General features: G+C 66.2%; 19 protein-coding genes. 10 read left to right on the top strand and 9 right to left on the bottom strand.

Annotation, left to right across the window (positions count from 1 at the left end):
- Positions 1-166 precede the first annotated feature (166 nt).
- The 3 genes from L6Q67_RS05555 to L6Q67_RS05545 all read left to right on the top strand — a co-directional run bounded on the left by L6Q67_RS05555 (position 167) and on the right by L6Q67_RS05545 (position 2,451).
- On the top strand, positions 167-1,444 hold the full coding sequence (locus L6Q67_RS05555) for a hypothetical protein (RefSeq protein WP_296566516.1): 1,278 nt from the start codon (positions 167-169) through the stop codon (positions 1,442-1,444).
- 10 nt (positions 1,445-1,454) lie between these two features.
- Positions 1,455-1,874: a hypothetical protein gene (locus L6Q67_RS05550; RefSeq protein WP_296566514.1), complete on the top strand. Its 420-nt coding sequence runs from the start codon at positions 1,455-1,457 to the stop codon at positions 1,872-1,874.
- Positions 1,875-1,974: 100 nt separating this feature from the next.
- The gene (locus tag L6Q67_RS05545) at positions 1,975-2,451 is read left to right on the top strand and encodes a Spy/CpxP family protein refolding chaperone (RefSeq protein ID WP_296566511.1); all 477 of its coding nucleotides are present in this window, start codon (positions 1,975-1,977) and stop codon (positions 2,449-2,451) included.
- Positions 2,452-2,469: 18 nt separating this feature from the next.
- On the opposite strand, the gene L6Q67_RS05540 is transcribed toward L6Q67_RS05545, so the two are convergent.
- The 3 genes from L6Q67_RS05540 to L6Q67_RS05530 are packed head-to-tail and all read right to left on the bottom strand — an operon-like array spanning position 2,470 to position 3,991.
- On the bottom strand, positions 2,470-3,033 hold the full coding sequence (locus tag L6Q67_RS05540) for a GNAT family N-acetyltransferase (protein ID WP_296566509.1): 564 nt from the start codon (positions 3,031-3,033) through the stop codon (positions 2,470-2,472).
- Between the two features lie 54 nt (positions 3,034-3,087).
- The gene (locus L6Q67_RS05535; RefSeq protein WP_296566506.1) at positions 3,088-3,327 is read right to left on the bottom strand and encodes a hypothetical protein; all 240 of its coding nucleotides are present in this window, start codon (positions 3,325-3,327) and stop codon (positions 3,088-3,090) included.
- Positions 3,308-3,991 (bottom strand): class II aldolase/adducin family protein, encoded by a 684-nt coding sequence (locus L6Q67_RS05530; protein WP_296566504.1) that lies wholly within the window; start codon positions 3,989-3,991, stop codon positions 3,308-3,310. The genes L6Q67_RS05535 and L6Q67_RS05530 overlap by 20 nt, the downstream gene beginning before the upstream one ends.
- Before the next feature lie 132 nt (positions 3,992-4,123).
- Between L6Q67_RS05530 and L6Q67_RS05525 the strand changes: the two genes are divergently transcribed.
- A complete protein-coding gene (locus tag L6Q67_RS05525; protein ID WP_296566501.1) occupies positions 4,124-4,561 on the top strand; it encodes an Rrf2 family transcriptional regulator in 438 nt (145 codons plus the stop codon).
- 11 nt (positions 4,562-4,572) lie between these two features.
- On the opposite strand, the gene ruvC is transcribed toward L6Q67_RS05525, so the two are convergent.
- The 4 genes from ruvC to L6Q67_RS05505 are packed head-to-tail and all read right to left on the bottom strand — an operon-like array spanning position 4,573 to position 7,973.
- Positions 4,573-5,133 carry a crossover junction endodeoxyribonuclease RuvC gene (ruvC, locus tag L6Q67_RS05520; protein WP_296566500.1) on the bottom strand — a complete coding sequence of 187 codons (561 nt, stop codon included), beginning with the start codon at positions 5,131-5,133 and terminating at the stop codon, positions 4,573-4,575.
- Positions 5,130-5,987: a DMT family transporter gene (locus tag L6Q67_RS05515; RefSeq protein WP_296566497.1), complete on the bottom strand. Its 858-nt coding sequence runs from the start codon at positions 5,985-5,987 to the stop codon at positions 5,130-5,132. Before L6Q67_RS05515 ends, ruvC begins: the two co-directional genes overlap by 4 nt.
- 7 nt (positions 5,988-5,994) lie before the next feature.
- Positions 5,995-6,228, bottom strand: coding sequence for a hypothetical protein (locus tag L6Q67_RS05510; RefSeq protein ID WP_296566495.1), 234 nt, complete (start codon positions 6,226-6,228; stop codon positions 5,995-5,997).
- A 56-nt stretch (positions 6,229-6,284) separates the two neighbouring features.
- The gene (locus tag L6Q67_RS05505; RefSeq protein WP_296566491.1) at positions 6,285-7,973 is read right to left on the bottom strand and encodes a mechanosensitive ion channel family protein; all 1,689 of its coding nucleotides are present in this window, start codon (positions 7,971-7,973) and stop codon (positions 6,285-6,287) included.
- Between the two features lie 151 nt (positions 7,974-8,124).
- On the opposite strand from L6Q67_RS05505, the gene L6Q67_RS05500 reads away from it, so the two are divergent.
- Together L6Q67_RS05500 and L6Q67_RS05495 are read left to right on the top strand one after the other, a co-directional pair.
- Entirely contained in the window at positions 8,125-8,604 is a 480-nt protein-coding gene (locus L6Q67_RS05500) for an EVE domain-containing protein (RefSeq protein ID WP_296566489.1), read from the top strand.
- A gap of 7 nt (positions 8,605-8,611) precedes the next feature.
- Positions 8,612-9,418, top strand: coding sequence for a sulfite exporter TauE/SafE family protein (locus L6Q67_RS05495; RefSeq protein WP_296566486.1), 807 nt, complete (start codon positions 8,612-8,614; stop codon positions 9,416-9,418).
- Between the two features lie 6 nt (positions 9,419-9,424).
- On the opposite strand, the gene L6Q67_RS05490 is transcribed toward L6Q67_RS05495, so the two are convergent.
- Complete coding sequence (locus L6Q67_RS05490; protein ID WP_296566485.1) at positions 9,425-10,207, bottom strand: enoyl-CoA hydratase-related protein; 783 nt, start codon at positions 10,205-10,207, stop codon at positions 9,425-9,427.
- 235 nt (positions 10,208-10,442) lie between these two features.
- On the opposite strand from L6Q67_RS05490, the gene L6Q67_RS05485 reads away from it, so the two are divergent.
- Both L6Q67_RS05485 and L6Q67_RS05480 read left to right on the top strand, forming a co-directional pair.
- Complete coding sequence (locus L6Q67_RS05485; RefSeq protein WP_296408085.1) at positions 10,443-10,778, top strand: DUF485 domain-containing protein; 336 nt, start codon at positions 10,443-10,445, stop codon at positions 10,776-10,778.
- The gene (locus L6Q67_RS05480; protein WP_296566482.1) at positions 10,778-12,442 is read left to right on the top strand and encodes a cation acetate symporter; all 1,665 of its coding nucleotides are present in this window, start codon (positions 10,778-10,780) and stop codon (positions 12,440-12,442) included. The genes L6Q67_RS05485 and L6Q67_RS05480 overlap by 1 nt, the downstream gene beginning before the upstream one ends.
- Positions 12,443-12,557: 115 nt before the next feature.
- Here L6Q67_RS05480 and L6Q67_RS05475 read toward each other — a convergent pair whose 3' ends face one another.
- Positions 12,558-13,229 carry a GntR family transcriptional regulator gene (locus tag L6Q67_RS05475; RefSeq protein ID WP_296566480.1) on the bottom strand — a complete coding sequence of 224 codons (672 nt, stop codon included), beginning with the start codon at positions 13,227-13,229 and terminating at the stop codon, positions 12,558-12,560.
- Between the two features lie 285 nt (positions 13,230-13,514).
- On the opposite strand from L6Q67_RS05475, the gene scpA reads away from it, so the two are divergent.
- Together scpA and meaB are read left to right on the top strand one after the other, a co-directional pair.
- A complete protein-coding gene (gene scpA, locus L6Q67_RS05470; RefSeq protein WP_296566478.1) occupies positions 13,515-15,677 on the top strand; it encodes a methylmalonyl-CoA mutase in 2,163 nt (720 codons plus the stop codon).
- A gap of 67 nt (positions 15,678-15,744) precedes the next feature.
- The gene (gene meaB, locus L6Q67_RS05465; RefSeq protein ID WP_296566987.1) at positions 15,745-16,737 is read left to right on the top strand and encodes a methylmalonyl Co-A mutase-associated GTPase MeaB; all 993 of its coding nucleotides are present in this window, start codon (positions 15,745-15,747) and stop codon (positions 16,735-16,737) included.
- Positions 16,738-16,762: the final 25 nt, after the last annotated feature.

Raw genomic sequence — 16,762 nt, 5'->3', positions numbered from 1 at the left:
TCAGCGAGCCCTCTGTCCGGTCTGTTGGGGCCGGTAGATCCGGAAAATCCAGGTTTCAGTGCTTTTTCTGCACTTCGGGAGCGGTTGTCTTGCAGGAGTTGACGTTTTGGGCTGAAATGCCGGCCGAGCCTGCAAGTGTTTCCACGCTGTAACGATTTTCCAGTCCATGATCCGACCCCTCCGATCCCTGCTGCTGTCCGGCCTGGCCCTTCTGGCGGCTCCGGCACAGGCCATGGATCTGGCGGTTTCGGGTTTTGGCACCCTGGGTTATGCCATCTCGGACAAGCCCTACTCCTACCAGCGCTTCATCGATGAGCAGGGAACCTTCGAACGGGACAGCCTGCTGGCCGTGCAGGTGGACGCCGCGCTGGCGCCGCGCTGGAGCGCGACCTTCCAGTTCAAGTTTGCTCCCGACGTGGACAGCGACAGCCGCTGGGCGCCGCGCCTCTCCTGGGGTTTCCTGTCGTGGCGGCCGGCCGATGACTGGCTGCTGCGCGCCGGCAAGCTGCGCATTCCCCTGTACCTCGGGGCCGAGAGCATGGACGTGGGCGCGTCCTTCGACTACGCCCGCCTGCCCATCGAGGTCTATTCCATCGCGCCGACCCTGGACTTCAACGGCGTCTCGGTGACCCGCTCCTGGGATGTGCGCCAGGGGGAGCTGAGCCTCGATGCCTACTGGGGCCGGACGCGGACCAGCATCCGCCAGTACGCCCGCGACGGGGTGCCTGGATTCCTCGCTGCAGGTCTGAATTTCGAGGGGATTGACGTAACGGCGCGCGGGCTGGCCCTGACCTACCGGGACGGTGGCGATCAGTACCGCATTGGTGTCCACAAGGCGAGCTCCGAGCGGACCAACGGCGAGAACTGGGCCGATCGGCCGGTTTTGGTGAGTCCGGTGCCTGGGGTGTCCTACTACAGCGTCCTGCCCGGGACGGGGGTGCCGGAACGCCGGGCCATGGACATGGTGATCGCCAATGCGGCCGCGGACGTGGGGCTGGGCGGGCAGGTCCGGCTGGGGGCGGAGTATGCCGTCCGCCAGCTCAAGGACATGGACCGGGGCGTCAATAGCCAGGCGGGCTATCTCTCCTTGCGCCGGCGCACGGGCAACTGGACACCGTATCTCTATTACGCCTGGCTGAAGTCCGACCGCGACATGGTGGACCTGTACCAGACCGTGAATGGTACGACCGTGCCGGCCTGGGTACCCCAGGCGGATCTCATCAACCTGTCCCAGCGGGCAACCGCGGATGGCCTGCAGGTGTTTGATCAGCACACCTGGGCCCTCGGCACCTCGTATGCCTTGACCCCCTCCAGCAAGCTGAAGGCGGAATGGGCGCGGACCCGGATCGGGGCCGGATCAAGCCTGGTGGATGCGCCAGCAGGGAGCGACGTGCGCTTCCAGAGCATCAATGTGTTCTCCCTCTCCTACAGCTTCGTGTTCTAGGGAGGGGGCCATGGACATCAACTGGATGCGCGCTGGTCTCCTCGGGATGAGCCTTCTGCTGGCTCTGCCGGCCCAGGCCGACAACGTGGTCGTGATCGGCCACTCCCAACTGCCCAAGCTCAATGCCGGGGCGCTGCGCAAGCTCTATACGGGGCGTTCCACCGAGGTTAACGGTGCCCCCGTGATCGTGGTGAACGCCCTGCCCGGCAGCCCCGTTCGCAACCGCTTCCTGAGCCTCTACGTGGAGCAGGATGACGAGCGTTACGTGGCTTACTGGACGGTCCGCCGCTTCATCGGCAAGGGGCTGCCGCCCAAGGAGATGGAGTCCAGCGCCGCCATCATCGACTTCGTGCAGAAGACCCCCGGGGCCATCGGCTACATCGACGCCGCCGACCTCAAGCCGGGACTCAACGTGCTGGCCAGGCAATAGGCGCTTACAGTTGGGGTGGAACCGGCGCCTGTGCGGGCCGGTCTGGTACGGCAGATCCGGATATGCTGTCCGGACATGACGTCCCACGAGGAGATTCACCATGATGAAGCGTTTTCGCCACCTTGCCCCGGCTGCCACCCTGATTGCCCTGCTGGGCGCCACCTCCCTGCCGGCCCTGGCCGACCCGGCCTGTGGCCCGATGGGCCCGCGTGGCATGGGCGAGCATCGCGCCGAGCGCATGGAGCAGCATCACCGCAAGCTGCATGAGGCCCTCAAGCTCACCCCCGAGCAGGAGGCGGGCTGGAAGAAGCTGGTCGAGTCCGAGCACCCCATGGGCAAGGGTCGGCACGACCCGGCGAAGATGGCGGATGCGGCCACCCTGACCACCCCCGAGCGGGCCGAGCGCATGCTGGAGCACATGAAGGCCCACCAGGCCGCGATGGCCGAGCACATCTCCGTGCTGAAGGCCTTCTATGCCCAGCTGAGCCCCGAGCAGCAGAAGATCTTCGATGAGGCCCATCGGGGTGATCGTCGCGGCGGCATGCGCGCCAAGGCGATGGCGCCGGCCAAGCCCTGAGCCCCGCAGCCGGGCTGATCAGCCCGGCCTTGCCTGCCAGCTGCCGCGGTCGAGCCGGTACAGACAATGTGCCCGCAAGGGGCTGTCCGGTGGCACGGCCGGGTGGTCGAAGTCCTCGTCTGCCCGGCGCATGCCGATGCGCTCCATCACCGCCCGGGAGCGCAGGTTGCCGAGGGCCGTGAAGGACACGATTTCCGCGAGTCCCAGGGTTTCAAAGCCCACCTCCAGCGCAGCCCGGGCTGCTTCGGAGGCCAGGCCACGCCCCCAGTGGGCCCGGGCCAGACGCCAGCCCACTTCCACACAGGGCGAAAACGGTAGTTCAGCAATGGGCGTGTGCAGCCCGACAAAGCCGATGAACTGCCCGCTCTCTTTCAGTTCCGCTGCCCAGAAACCCCAGCCCCGCTCGGCGATCAGCGCCTGACAGCGCAGGGCCAGCGTATCGCTGGCCTGGCGCGCCAGGGGCGCCGGGAAGTGGGCCATGACCTCCGGATCGGCATTCAGGGCGGCAAAGGGCGTCAGGTCCTCGTCGCGCCATTGACGCAGCAGCAGGCGGGCGGTGACGCAGTGGATGGGGGCGGGCATGCGCGGACGCTCCAGGGTTGGATCGGGGCGTCATTGTAGTGGCCATCCGTCTGCTCAGCCTGCCTGCAGGTTGCCAAGGGCATGGTGGGCGGCCAGCCGCACCACGTAGCCGAGCTTGAAGAAGGCCGCCGATACCGGCAGGGCCAGATGGCCGGCGATCTGCATGCCCAGGCTGAAGCGCTCGGCCAGGGGGTAGGCCACCAGGGTCGAGATGAGCATGCCGATGGCGGCGAGGACCATCATGGCCCGGCCGGTGGTGAGGACCCGACGCGGGTCAGGGGCGGCGTGTGGCATGGTCGGCCTCCTCGTTGATGGGATCGGGATGGTGGATGTGGCGACGGCCGGCGGTGAGGGCGATGCGGCAGATGTGCTCCAGGCGCTCCACATGCTCGAAGGCCTCCCACGGGGTTTTACCGACGGCGACCACGCCGTGGCGGTCCAGGCCGAGGATGTGGGGCGGGAGGCCGAGGGCCGGCTGGAAGGCCGCCTCGCAGGCTTCGGCCAGCTCCGTGCTGGTGGCGGGCAACGCCGGAATGTTCGGCCCGACCCGGGTGTAGCGGGTGACTTCGGGAAAGTCGGCCGACAGCTCGGCCAGATCCCGCCCGGCATAGAGGGCCGCGACGATGTGGGTGGGGTGCAGGTGCAGTACCGTCAGTGCCCGCCCGGCCAGCAGGGCCTGCAGGCGGCGGTGCAGGTCGAGCTCGCCCGACGGCCGGGGATAGGCGTTGGCAGCCGGGGCGGCGGCGGGATCGGCGGGGATGAAGACGAACTGGCTGGGTACCAGGGTGTGCTTGATCACGCCGCTGGCTGACACCAGGAAGCCGCGGCGGTCGCTCATGGCCACCGATACGTTGCCGTCACGGGTGCTGATCCAGCCGCGTTCGTAGGCTTCGCGCATGACGGCGCAGGCCTGGGCCAGAACGGGGTGCTCGGGCGGGGCTTTCTCATGGGTGGTCATGGTTCTCTCCGTTGATGGGTTTGCTTTAAGTGGACTTTAAGATTCATCTTTTAAAGAGTCAACTTAAATGAATCTTTTAAAAAGCCCCTTATAATCGAAGGGTTGAAGCTCCCTTTGGGCCACCCGCCATCCATGCACATCACCCAGCACACGGACTACGCCTTGCGCGTCCTGATCTATCTGGCGTCCAACGAGCAACGCCTGGTGACCATCCAGGAGATCTCGGAGCGCTTCGAGATCTCCCGCAGTCATTTGATGAAAGTCGTCAATCAGCTGATCCGCAATGGCTTTGTGGAGGGTTTGCGCGGCAAGGGCGGCGGCTTGCGCCTGGCGCGGCCGCCGCAGCAGATCGCGGTGGGGGACGTGGTGCGGAAGATGGAGACCGATCTGGCCCTGGTGGAGTGCTTCCACGAGACGAGCCGCTGCCTGCTCACCGCCAGCTGTCAGCTCAAGGGGGTGCTGGGGGCGGCGCTGGAGGCCTTTTTTGCGTCGCTGGACAAGGTGGCCCTGTCAGATGTGCTGGGCCCCTCCCAGCGGGCCTTGCTGCATGTGCTGAAGCGGATGCCCTGAGGGCGGGCAGCTCAGGCCGACAGGCGGCCGCCGCGCTTGCGTGTGCCGATGCCGGCCATGGCGGCCACACCGCTGCTGCCATGGGCATGGGCAATGGCGCAGGCCAGAGCGTCGGCGGCGTCGGACGACGGGGCACCTTCGAGGGACAGCAGGCGCTGCACCATGTGACTGACCTGCTCCTTGGCGGCCTTGCCGTGGCCCACCACCGCCTGCTTGACCTGCAGGGCGGTGTATTCGGCCACCGGCAGGTCGCAAGACACGGCGCCGCAGATGGCCGCCCCCCGGGCCTGACCCAGCAGCAGGGTGGACTGGGGATTGACGTTGACGAACACGATCTCCACCGCGGCCTGGTCGGGCTTGTAGGTGGCGATCACCTCGCGGATGCCATCGAGGATGATCTTGAGGCGCTCGGGCAGGCTGCCCTCGCCGGTCTTTATGCAGCCGCTGGCCACATAGCGCAGCTGGCTGCCGAGGGTGTCGATGAGGCCGAAGCCGGTGCTGCGCAGGCCCGGGTCGATACCCAGGATGCGGGTGGCGACACTGGCCGAGGCGGTGGGGCCATGGACCCTCATTTGCGCGCCAGCCACACGCCGAAGACGGTCAGCCCCATGCCCGCCAGGGCCAGGCCGGTAAGCGTCTCGCCAAAGGCGGCCCAGGCGATGAGGGCAGTGGTGGGCGGGGTCAGGTAGAACAGGCTGGCCACATTCACCGCGCTGCCACCGCGGATCAGCAGGTTGAGCAGGCTGATGGCGCCCACCGACAGCACCAGCACCAGCCACAGCAGGGCAAAGACGAACTGGCCCGTCCACTCGATGGCCATGGTTTCGGTCTGGCTGGCCACCAGCAGGGTGAGGACGAGGGTAGGGATGAACTGCACCACGGCGCCGGTGCGCAGGTCGAAAGCGGGGCAGAAGCGCTTCTGGTAGAGGGTGCCGGCGGTGATGCCGAGGAGGGCCACGACCGCCGGGACGAGCATGGCCGCCAGGGCCGGGGTGCTGGCCGCCGCCGCCACCTTGTGGGCGACCACCAGCCCGACGCCGCCAAAGCCGAGGGCCAGCCCGGCCCACTGGCGGGGCAGCACGCGCTCGCCCAGCAGGGCGCCGGCGCCCAGGGCGGTGAGCAGGGGCTGCAGCCCCACCACCAGTGCCGTGATGCCGGCCGGCAGGCCATGGCGGATGGCCATGAACACGCCCCCCAGGTAGATGGCATGGACCAGGATGCCGGTGACGCCGATGTGCAGCCACTGGCGCGGGCTGGCCGGCCAGGGCGCGCGGGTGGCCAGCGCCAGCAGGCCCATCACCGCAATCACCAGCACATAGCGGGTGGACAGGAAGCTCAGGGGTTCGGCGAAGGGCAGGCCGTATTTGGCGCCGATGAAGCCCGTGCTCCACAGGAGCACGAAGAGAAAGGGATAAAAGCGGGTCACCGGATGCTTACTGGGGCGTGTGCTTGCTGCGGTAGATGCGGGTGGCGGCCGAGACGATGACCTGCACGTCCTGGGGGGCGATGTCGGGCAGGTTCTCGCGGACCACCCGATAGGCCAGGTGCTCCAGGGACTGGCCGTTCCAGGCGTTGGCCGGGTCGAAGAAGGGCTCGATGATGAGGTAGGCCTTGTCCACCAGCTCGCGCAGGCTGAGGTTCTTGCGGCGCTCGGGGAGGGTGCTCATGGGGGCTCCTGAAGGCGGGATGGCAGGAAACAGCCGGGGATGATACCCCAGCCCCGTCACTCGTCGGCCGGCCGGGCCGGTGGCGTGTGCCAGCGCTCCCGGGGCACAACCTTGTCGGTGGCGGGGTCGGCCATGTAGTGGGGCGACATGATCTGCACGCCATGCTCGTTGAAGACGTCCTGAATGTTGGCGTGGAGGCGGCTGATCACCTCGGCTCGGGGCAGCGGGCCGGTGGGCAGGGCCTGGGCCACCAGGCAGTACTCGGGGTAGTAGTCGGACAGGACCGTCTGGTAAACCCGGGGCGTGGGGCTGGCGAGGATGCCCGGGGTGCGGGCGGCGGCCTGGATGAGCATGGCCTCCACCTGGCGCCAGGGGGTGTCGTAGCCGATGGTGACGGTGGTATCCACCATGAAGCCTTCGCCGCTGACGGTGCGGGAGTAGTTGCGGGTGGCGTTGCCGACGATCATCGCGTTGGGCAGGGTGATCTCGGCGCCCCGCCCGGTACGCAGGCGGGTGGTGAACAGGCTGATGGCGACGATGGTGCCTTCATGCTCGCCGATGCGCACGTACTCGCCAGTGCGCAGGGTGCGGGAGTACATCAGGATCAGGCCGCTGGCACCCTGGCCGACGATGCTCGATGCCCCCAGGGACACCATCAGGCCGATCAGCACCGACATGCCCTTGAAGGCCTCGGTGTGGGCGCCGGGGAGGTAGGGGTAGGCCATCACCAGGGCGAAGATCCAGATCAGGATGTTGGTGATCTTGCGGGTCGGCTCCACGGTGTCCCGGTCCAGCCAGCCGATGCCGGGCTCGCCGGACGACACGTGGTCGAACAGGGGCTTGAGCAGGCCGACCACACCCCGGGCAAGCAGGAACATGATGGCGGCGATGAGCAGGTTGGGCAGGGTGGTGAGGATGCCCTTGCCCATGTCCAGCACGATGCCCAGCAGATAGCCGTTGAGCTGCTCGCCCCAGGCCCGGGTGAACGGGAAGCGGGCCAGCACGAAGCCCAGCCAGGCATAGCCCAGGAGCAGCATAAGCAGCCAGTAGCTGGCGCTCATCAGCCAGCCCACGGCGGCGAGGATGCGGTCGCGGCGGATCAGCTCGGTACCCCCGAGCTTGAGCTGCTCGGCCTTGCGGTCGATGGTGCTGACCAGGCGTGTGCCGAGGCCACGGTGCAGGCGGGTCAGGACCAGGGCGAGGATGAGGGCCACGGCGGTGGCGCCGGCCGCGGCACCGGCGCCCCGGGCCATGGCTTCGCTGTCGCGGCTTTCGCGGGTTTCGACGATTACCTGGCGCAGTGCGCCGAGGGTGCGATGGGTGAGGCTGTCGAGGGTCTCGCCGCTAAGCCTGTCCACGTCGTCATGGGTCAGGATGAAGGCCAGCTGGTCGCCTACCAGGACGATGTTGCCCATCGGGTTGGACTGAACCTTGACCGTGTCGTCTTCGTTCCGGGCCAGGATTACGTCGAGGTTGTGCTTGCCCCGTTCGGCCCGCTGGGCCGCGGGAGATCCGAGCAGGCTGCTGCGAAAGCGGACCACGTGGCGATTCATCAGGACCAGGTCGGCCTCGCCGTCGTCCGGGGTCGTCACCGATCTTCGGTCTGCCGGGGTGGGGGCTTCATCCGCCGCCGTTGCGGTTACGGGCAAGGCCAGGGTCAGGGCGGTGCAGACACAGGCGAGGGCGTGCTGCAGCCACTTCCGGAAGGAGGAGTCTGGGCGGGGCGGGCGGAGGGTTGTGGCCATGCGCTTGGGCTTTCCGGGTGGCGAGGCGGGGGCGTCGGAGGGTCACGCCGTTGTGTGCCAGAATCTTGCCCTCAACAGCCCTGTGGCTCAATCCGGATGTGAGGATGGGGCCTTCGGGCAGCTTCAATCCTGTTCCTGAATGGAGAGGGCGATGCGCTACTGGCTGATGAAGTCCGAACCCGACGATGTTTCCATCGATGACCTGGCCGCGCGGCCGGAGCAGACGGTGCCCTGGTATGGCGTGCGCAATTACCAGGCACGCAACTTCATGCGCGACGCCATGCAGGTGGGCGATGGCGTACTGTTCTACCACTCCGGCTGTGCCGAGCCCGGGGTGGCCGGTATTGCCCGGGTGGCCAGCACGGCCTATCCGGATGCCACCCAGTTCGACCCGGCGAGCAAGTACTTCGACCCCAAGGCCACGCCCGAAACGCCGCGCTGGCTGCATGTGGATGTGGCCTTCGTGCGCAAGACCCGGCTGCTGGGTTTGTCCGAATTGCGCCGCCACCCGGAACTGGAGAACATGCGCGTCCTGGCCCGCGGCAACCGGCTCTCCATCACCCCGGTGGAGCCGGCCGAGTGGCGTTTCATCGTCGGGCAGCTGCTCGGCGCGACGGATCTGCTGAATTGAGAGTGTGATGGGTATTGAATGGTTGGTGGCCTACCTGGCCCTGGGGGCCTTCGTGGGCTTTTTTGCCGGACTGATGGGCGTGGGGGGCGGAGGCATCATGGTGCCCATGCTCACCACGCTTTTCGCTGCCCAGGGTTTTCCCCGGGAGCATCTGGTGCATGTGGCCCTGGGCACCTCGATGGCGGCCATCGTGATCACCTCGATCTCCAGCCTGCGCGCCCACCACAAGCACGGCGCAGTGCGCTGGGACATTGTGAAGGGCATCACCCCGGGGGTGCTGCTGGGTACCTTCGGTGGCACCTTCATCGCGTCCCGGGTGGCCACGGCTCCGCTGGCCATCTTCTTCGCCTGCTTCATGGCCTATGTGGCGGTGCAGATGATCCTCAACGTCAAGCCCAAACCCTCCCGCGCGCTGCCGGGCAGCGCGGGGCTGGCGGGCGTGGGGGGCGTGATCGGGGTGATCTCGGCCCTGGTGGCGATTGGTGGCGGGTCCCTGTCGGTGCCCTTCATGACCTGGTGCAACGTCAAGATGCAGAACGCCATCGGCACCTCGGCGGCCATCGGCCTGCCCATCGCCCTGGCCGGTGCGCTGGGCTACCTGATCAACGGCTGGGGCGCTGCGGGCCTGCCCGAGTGGACCGTGGGCTTCGTCAATCTGCCGGCCCTGGTGCTGGTGAGCTCGGTGTCGGCCTTTCTGGCGCCCGTGGGCGCCCGGCTGGCCCATCGCCTGCCGGTGGCGGTGCTCAAGAAGATCTTCGCCGCCGTGCTGGTGCTGCTGTCCCTGAAGATGCTGCACACGGTGCTGGGCGGCTGAGTTCCGTCAGCGCCCCTTGAAGGCCGGCGCCCGCTTGTTGAGAAAGGCGTCCAGGCCCTCGGCGTAGTCCTCGGTGGCGAGAAAGTCGAAGGCGGCGCGCTTCTCGGTGGCCGTCAGCGGGCGGCCATCCATCAGGCGGTGCACCCACTGCTTGTGCCAGCGGGCCACCAGAGGGGCGCCCTTGAGGATGCGCTGGGCGGTGGCCAGCGCTTCCTTTTCCACCTCCTCGTCGTCCACCACCCGGGTCAGCAAGCCCTTGGCCAGGGCCTCCCGGGCACCCAGGATGCGCCCCTCGAGCAGGATCTCCAGCAGCACCGCCGGCCCCACCAGGCCCAGCAGGCCGGCCATCTCCCCCGGATACATGGAAAAGCCCAGCTTGTTGATGGGGGCTCCGAAGCGGCTCGATTCGCCGGCGATGCGCAGGTCGCAGCAGCCCGCGATCTCCAACCCGCCCCCCACGCAGGCCCCCTGGATCATCGCCACCGTGGGCACCGGGCAGGCCCGCACGGCGTCCAGGGCGGCGGCCACCAGGTCCTCGTGGTAGTGCAGCGCATCGTCCACCGTGGCCCGCACGGTGAGGAACTCCTCGATGTCTCCCCCGGCCGCAAAGGCCTTGTCACCCGCGCCGCGCAGCACCACGCAGCGTACGTCCGGATCGGCATTGATGGCCGACATCCGGGCCTGCAGGCCACGCCACATGCCGGCATCGACGGCGTTGAGCTTGTCGGGGTTGGAAAGGCTCAGGGTGGCGATGCCGTTGTCCTGATGGAAGAGAATTTCTCCGGGCATGGGGGATGTGCGTCCTGGGTGGAGGTGGCTTGGGCGTGCTTGCTGCACCGCAAAAAGCCACCGTACGTTGTAGTATGGAGTCTTCTATATGCTATATCATCTGCCCGGGCGTCGTTAATGGCGCGACTTCGCCCGCCGGAAGCACCACATAAAAAAAGCTCCACCGATCGCCGCACCAAAAACACCAACAGGCAGATCGCGCCAAATTCACTGACTTTCTCTTGGGAGGGAAAAGATGTCGACCAATGCAAGCCAGAATGCGGTGTACGCCCGTATCCGCAAGAACCCGCGCTTCGCCGAACTGGTGTCGAAGCGCCAGGGCTTTGCCACCCTGCTGTCGGTGATCGTTCTGACGATCTTCTACGGTTTCTTCATGGTGGTGGCCTTCAACCCCAACCTCATCGGCCAGCGTTTGTCCGAAGGGTCTTACGTGACCGTCGGCATCGCCGCCGAGCTGTTCATGTTCATCTTCTTCTGGGTGCTCACCGCCGTGTACGTCAAGCGCGCCAATGGCGAGTTCGATGCCATCACCACCGAGATCATCCGCGACGCATCCAAGGAGGTGAAGTAATGCTGGCACGTCTGAATGTTGCCCTGCTGGCCCTGCTTGCGCCGGCCCTGTCCTTCGCCGGTGATGCGATTTCCGCCACCGAGAAGCAGCCCCTGAACCTGCACGCCATCGGGATGTTCGTGCTCTTCGTGTCCATGACCCTGGGCATCACCTACTGGGCCGCGGGCCGCACCAAGTCCGCGTCCGACTTCTACACCGCGGGTGGCGGCATCACCGGCTTCCAGAACGGCCTGGCCATTGCCGGCGACTACATGTCTGCCGCTACCCTGCTGGGCCTCACCGCGCTGGTGTACACCAAGGGCGTCGATGGCTACATCTACATGATCGCCTTCTTCGCCGGCTGGCCCATCATCCTGTTCCTGATGGCCGAGCGCCTGCGCAACCTGGGCAAGTTCACCTTTGCCGACATCACCTCCTACCGGCTCAACCAGAGCAAGGTGCGGACGATGGCGGCGGTGTCCTCCCTCACCGTGGTGTGCTTCTACCTGGTGGCCCAGATGGTCGGTGCCGGCCAGCTGATCAAGCTGCTGTTCGGCCTGGACTACAACATCGCCCTGTTCGTGGTCGGCGCGCTGATGATGGTCTATGTCACCTTTGGCGGCATGGTTGCCACCACCTGGGTGCAGATCATCAAGGCCTGCATGCTGCTGGCGGGCGGCACCCTGGTGGCGGTTCTGGCCATGTCCCAGTTCGGCTTCAGCTTCGAGAAGATGATGAGCCAGGCCGTGTCCCTGCACTCCCTGGGCGAGAAGCTGCTGTTCCCGGGCACCCTGCTGCCGGACCCCATCACTGCCCTGTCCCTGGGCCTTGGCCTGATGTTCGGTACCGCCGGCCTGCCGCACATCCTGATGCGCTTCTTCACCGTGACCAACGCCAAGGAAGCCCGCAAGTCGGTGCTGTACGCGTCCGGTTTCGTGGCCTACTTCTTCAACGTGATCCTGCTGATGGGCTTCGCCGCCATCATCATCGTCGGCCAGAACCCCGAGTTCTTCGAGGGTGGTCAGATCGGCGGCAAGATCGTCGGCGGCGGCAACATGATCGCCATGCACCTGGCCAAGGCCGTGGGCGGCAACCTGCTGCTGGGTTTCCTCTCCGCCGTGGCCTTCGCCACCATCCTGGCGGTGGTGTCCGGTCTGGCCCTGGCTGGCGCGGCTGCCATCTCCCATGACATCTACGCCCGCGTGATCCGCAAGGGCAAGGCCACCGAGACCGAAGAGCTGCGCGTGTCCCGCTTCGCCTCCGTGGGCCTGGGCCTCGTGGCCATCGTTCTCGGTATCGCCTTCGAGAAGATGAACGTGGCGTTCATGGTCGCCCTGGCCTTCGGTATCGCGGCGTCCGCCAACTTCCCGGTGCTCATCCTCTCCATGTACTGGAAGGGTCTGACTACCCGCGGCGCCATCATTGGTGGCTACTCGGGTCTGATTGCTGCCGTGCTGCTGGTGGTGCTTTCCAAGTCCGTGTGGGTGACTGTGCTGGGCAACGCCCAGGCGATCTTCCCGTACGACCAGCCGGCCCTGTTCTCCATGCCGCTGGCTTTCCTGCTGACCTACATCTTCTCGAAGCTGGACAACAGCCCCGAGGGGAATGCCGAGCGCGCCATGTTTGATGATCAGTACGTGCGTGCCCAGACTGGTTTTGGTGCTGCTGACGCCAGCGCCCACTGATGTCCGTAGCGCCCGCAAGGGCGCGGGATGAATGACAAAACCCCCGACGGGCTGGCCCGATCGGGGGTTTTTGTTGGGTGCCGCCGGCGTGCCGCAGTTGCCGGCGTGGTTTGTCTCAGGCGGTGGCTTCGCGCTTGGCCGCGATCTTGGCCAGGGCGCGGCGGCCGCTGGAGATGTGCTCGCGCATGGCGAGTTCAGTGGCGCTCACGTCGCGGCGACCGAGGGCGTCGAGGATCAGCCGGTGTTCGGCGAGGGACTGCTCGATGCGTCCATCGATGAACAGGGAGTGGTGCCGTGACAGCTTGATGACCTTGCGCAGATCGGTGATGGCCTGGGTCAGCCAGCGGTTGTCGGCGATCAGCTGGACTTCCTGGTGGAAGGCCTGGTTGGCCTCGAAGAAGCCGTCGATGTCGCTGGTCCGGGTGGCCTGTTCGAGCTCTGCGTGGATGTCGAGCAGGCGCTTCAGGTCGGCGTCGCTGGCCTTGCGGGCTGTGTCTGCAGCGCATTGGCCTTCGAGCAGGGCCATGACCGTGAAGATCTCGTCCAGATCGCGCTCGGAGATTTCGGTGACGTAGCAACCCCGCCGAGGTTTGAGGGTGACCAGGCCTTCGGCCGCGAGCACCTTCAGGGCTTCCCGCAGGGGCGTGCGGGAGATGCCGTACTGGGTGGCCAGGGCCTGCTCATCCACCCAGGTGCCCGGGGGCAGTTCATGGGAAAAGATGCGCTGACGCAGGCGTTCCGCGACTTCCTGATAGAGGGCGAGAGGGGCGATCCGGCCTGCGTTCATGGTTTTAAGTGACAAGGTCGAAAAAGTGTTGTCTTCAGCTGTTGCATCCATAATTATGGATAAAGTATTATCTACAAGATAGCAAGTCAAGTTCCTGCGCAGGATGTAACCCTTGTGTCGGTCAGGCGGCAAGATAGTCGTCAGACCACAAAAAATAGAGGGAGGGAGAAAACTGCCCTGCGCGGGGCACGGCAGCCGGCCGTGACCAGGGGTCACGGCCGGTACTGGCGTCACTAATTACCAAGGGCTGCCGAGCGGCCCACGCTACGTGAGGGTAGAAAAGCCATGGCGAACAAGACCGAACCGACCTTTCCCCAACCCGACCTGGCCGCCTGGAACAAGGCCGCCGGCAAGTCGGCCCCCGGAGGCGATGTCGCCAAGCTGAACTGGGTGACACCCGAGGGCATCACGGTCAAGCCTCTGTATACCGCGGCTGATCTGGAAGGCCTCAAGTATTCCAACACCCTGCCGGGCTTCGAGCCCTTCCTGCGCGGCCCCCAGGCCACCATGTACGCGGCCCGCCCGTGGACCATCCGCCAGTACGCCGGCTTCTCCACCGCCGAGGCCTCCAACGCCTTCTACCGCAAGGCGCTGGCCGCCGGCGGCCAGGGCGTGTCGGTGGCCTTCGATCTGGCCACCCACCGGGGCTACGATTCCGACAACCCCCGTGTGGTGGGTGACGTGGGCAAGGCCGGCGTGGCCATCGACTCCGTCGAGGACATGAAGATCCTCTTCAACGAGATCCCCCTCGACAAGGTGTCGGTCTCCATGACCATGAACGGCGCCGTGCTGCCCATCCTCGCCGGCTACATCGTCGCCGCCGAAGAGCAGGGCGTGTCGCAGGACAAGCTGTCCGGGACCATCCAGAACGACATCCTCAAGGAGTTCATGGTCCGCAACACCTACATCTACCCGCCGACGCCGTCGATGAAGATCATCGCTGATATCTTCAATTACACGTCGACCCACATGCCGAAGTTCAACTCGATCTCGATTTCGGGTTATCACATCCAGGAAGCGGGTGCGAACCAGGCCATCGAGCTGGCCTTCACCCTGGCCGACGGTGTGGAATACGTGCGCACCGGCATCAAGTCGGGCATGGACGTGGACACCTTCGCGGGCCGTCTGTCCTTCTTCTGGGCGGTGGGCATGAACTTCTACCTGGAGATCGCCAAGATGCGCGCCGCGCGCATGCTGTGGTGGCGCCTGATGAAGCAGTTCGAGCCGAAGAGCCAGAAGTCCATGATGCTGCGCACCCACAGCCAGACCTCCGGCTGGTCGCTCACCGAGCAAGACCCGTACAACAACGTGGTGCGCACCACCATCGAAGCCATGGCGGCCGTGTTCGGCGGCACCCAGTCCCTGCACACCAACGCGCTGGACGAAGCCATCGCGCTGCCCACCGAGTTTTCGGCGCGCATCGCCCGTAACACCCAGATCATCATCCAGGAAGAAACCCACATTACCAGCGTCGTCGATCCGTGGGCCGGCTCCTACATGATGGAAAAGCTCACCCAGGACATGGCCGACAAGGCCTGGGCCCTGATCGAGGAGATCGAGGCCATGGGCGGCATGACCAAGGCGGTCGAGTCCGGCTGGGCCAAGATGAAGGTCGAGGAATGCGCCGCCGACAAGCAGGCCCGCATCGACTCCGGCAAGGACGTGATCGTTGGCGTGAACAAGTACAAGCTCGCCAAGGAAGACCCGATCGAGATCCTCGACATCGACAACCACGCCGTGCGTGATGCCCAGGTCGCCCGCCTGGCCCAGATCCGCGCCACTCGTGACAGCGCCGCCGTGACCGCCGCCCTGGCAGCCCTGACCGACGCCGCCAAGACCGGTGAAGGCAACCTGCTTGACCTGGCCGTGAAGGCCGTGCGCCTGCGCGCCACCGTGGGCGAGATCTCCGATGCGCTGGAAGTCGTGTTCGGCCGCTACCGTGCCAATCCCCAGGCCGTCACCGGCATCTACAACGCCGTGGTCGAAGGCGACGACGACTGGAAGTCCCTGAAGTCCGACATCGAGGCCTTCGTGGCCGAGGAAGGCCGCCGCCCCCGCATCATGATCGCCAAGCTCGGTCAGGACGGTCATGACCGCGGCTCCAAGGTGGTGGCCTCGGCCTTCGCCGACCTGGGCTTCGACATCGACATCGGCCCCCTCTTCCAGACGCCGGAAGAGGCTGCCCGCCACGCCATTGAGAACGACGTGCATGCCGTGGGCTGTTCCAGCCTCGCCGCCGGTCACAAGACCCTCGTACCGGCCATCATCAACGCCCTCAAGGCCCAGGGTGCCGATGACATCATCACCTTCGTGGGTGGCGTGATCCCGGCCCAGGACTACGACGCGCTCTACGCCGCCGGTGCCAAGGGCATCTTCGGGCCGGGCACGCCGATCCAGACCTCGGCCCGGGAAGTGCTCAAGCAGATCCGGGCCGCCCGCAAGGCCTGATCCGTCCTCACCCGACCTACGGCGCGCCGGCCTGGCCTGCGCGCCGGCCACGATTGAGCCCATGAACATGCCCGCCGATCTTCCGCAACGGGACGCCGCCGACCAGGCCTTGGTCGACGGCGTGCTGGCGCATCAGCTGCGTCCGCTTGCCAAGACGATCACCCTGATCGAATCCCAGCGGTCGGATCACAAGCAGCGTGCGCGCAATGTGCTCGAAGGCCTGCTGCCGCATACCGGCAAATCCATGCGGGTTGGGATTTCCGGAGTGCCGGGGGTGGGCAAGTCCACCTTCATCGAAGCGCTCGGTCTGTACCTCATCGAGCAGGGCCACCGGGTGGCCGTGCTCGCTGTCGATCCCTCATCCAGCGTCACCGGCGGGTCCATCCTGGGGGACAAGACCCGCATGGAGCTGCTGTCCCAGCGGCCCGAGGCCTTCATCCGCCCCAGCCCGTCCGCCGGCAGCCTGGGGGGCGTGGCCGAGAAGACCCGCGAAGCCATGCTGGTGTGCGAGGCCTCCGGCTTCGACGTGATCATCATCGAGACGGTGGGCGTGGGGCAGTCGGAGACCGCCGTGGCCGGCATGACCGACATCTTCTGCCTGCTCCAGCTGCCCAATGCCGGCGACGACCTGCAGGCGATCAAGAAGGGGATCATGGAGATCGCCGACCTGATCGTCATCAACAAGGCCGACATCCACCCCCAGTCTGCCAATGTGGCCCGCTCGCAGATCAAGAGTGCGCTGGGCATGCTGCGTCATGCCTCGCCCAACTGGACGCCGCCGGTGTTGATGATGTCGGCCTTGCAAAAGCAGGGGATTGCCGAGTTCTGGAATACCATCGGGGATTACCGTTCCGCGATGCAGCAGAGCGGTGAATTCGACGCCCGCCGCCGTCACCAGGCACAGGCCTGGATGTGGGAACTGATCGACCAGGGCCTGCGGGCCCGGTTTGCAGGTCACGCCCGGGTACAGCAGGATCTGCCCGGTCTGCAGGCGGCCGTCGAGGCCGGACAGACCACGCCCTCCGCCGCAGCCCTGCGGCTGCTGGGCTATCTGGGCTGAACAAAAAAACGACATACAACAGGAT

This window comes from Zoogloea sp., from assembly GCF_023150065.1.
Classification (GTDB): domain Bacteria; phylum Pseudomonadota; class Gammaproteobacteria; order Burkholderiales; family Rhodocyclaceae; genus Zoogloea.
This window is presented reverse-complemented; position numbering and strand designations above follow the sequence as displayed.

Excerpts from the sequence above, each read along its gene's own strand:
- L6Q67_RS05555 (WP_296566516.1), top strand. The coding sequence starts at position 167 with ATGATCCGACCCCTCCGATCCCTGCTGCTGTCCGGCCTGGCCCTTCTG.
- L6Q67_RS05550 (WP_296566514.1), top strand. The coding sequence starts at position 1,455 with ATGGACATCAACTGGATGCGCGCTGGTCTCCTCGGGATGAGCCTTCTG.
- L6Q67_RS05545 (WP_296566511.1), top strand. The coding sequence starts at position 1,975 with ATGATGAAGCGTTTTCGCCACCTTGCCCCGGCTGCCACCCTGATTGCC.
- L6Q67_RS05540 (WP_296566509.1), bottom strand. The coding sequence starts at position 3,033 with ATGCCCGCCCCCATCCACTGCGTCACCGCCCGCCTGCTGCTGCGTCAA.
- L6Q67_RS05535 (WP_296566506.1), bottom strand. The coding sequence starts at position 3,327 with ATGCCACACGCCGCCCCTGACCCGCGTCGGGTCCTCACCACCGGCCGG.
- L6Q67_RS05530 (WP_296566504.1), bottom strand. The coding sequence starts at position 3,991 with ATGACCACCCATGAGAAAGCCCCGCCCGAGCACCCCGTTCTGGCCCAG.
- L6Q67_RS05525 (WP_296566501.1), top strand. The coding sequence starts at position 4,124 with ATGCACATCACCCAGCACACGGACTACGCCTTGCGCGTCCTGATCTAT.
- ruvC (WP_296566500.1), bottom strand. The coding sequence starts at position 5,133 with ATGAGGGTCCATGGCCCCACCGCCTCGGCCAGTGTCGCCACCCGCATC.
- L6Q67_RS05510 (WP_296566495.1), bottom strand. The coding sequence starts at position 6,228 with ATGAGCACCCTCCCCGAGCGCCGCAAGAACCTCAGCCTGCGCGAGCTG.
- L6Q67_RS05505 (WP_296566491.1), bottom strand. The coding sequence starts at position 7,973 with ATGGCCACAACCCTCCGCCCGCCCCGCCCAGACTCCTCCTTCCGGAAG.
- L6Q67_RS05500 (WP_296566489.1), top strand. The coding sequence starts at position 8,125 with ATGCGCTACTGGCTGATGAAGTCCGAACCCGACGATGTTTCCATCGAT.
- L6Q67_RS05495 (WP_296566486.1), top strand. The coding sequence starts at position 8,612 with ATGGGTATTGAATGGTTGGTGGCCTACCTGGCCCTGGGGGCCTTCGTG.
- L6Q67_RS05490 (WP_296566485.1), bottom strand. The coding sequence starts at position 10,207 with ATGCCCGGAGAAATTCTCTTCCATCAGGACAACGGCATCGCCACCCTG.
- L6Q67_RS05485 (WP_296408085.1), top strand. The coding sequence starts at position 10,443 with ATGTCGACCAATGCAAGCCAGAATGCGGTGTACGCCCGTATCCGCAAG.
- L6Q67_RS05480 (WP_296566482.1), top strand. The coding sequence starts at position 10,778 with ATGCTGGCACGTCTGAATGTTGCCCTGCTGGCCCTGCTTGCGCCGGCC.
- L6Q67_RS05475 (WP_296566480.1), bottom strand. The coding sequence starts at position 13,229 with ATGAACGCAGGCCGGATCGCCCCTCTCGCCCTCTATCAGGAAGTCGCG.
- scpA (WP_296566478.1), top strand. The coding sequence starts at position 13,515 with ATGGCGAACAAGACCGAACCGACCTTTCCCCAACCCGACCTGGCCGCC.
- meaB (WP_296566987.1), top strand. The coding sequence starts at position 15,745 with ATGCCCGCCGATCTTCCGCAACGGGACGCCGCCGACCAGGCCTTGGTC.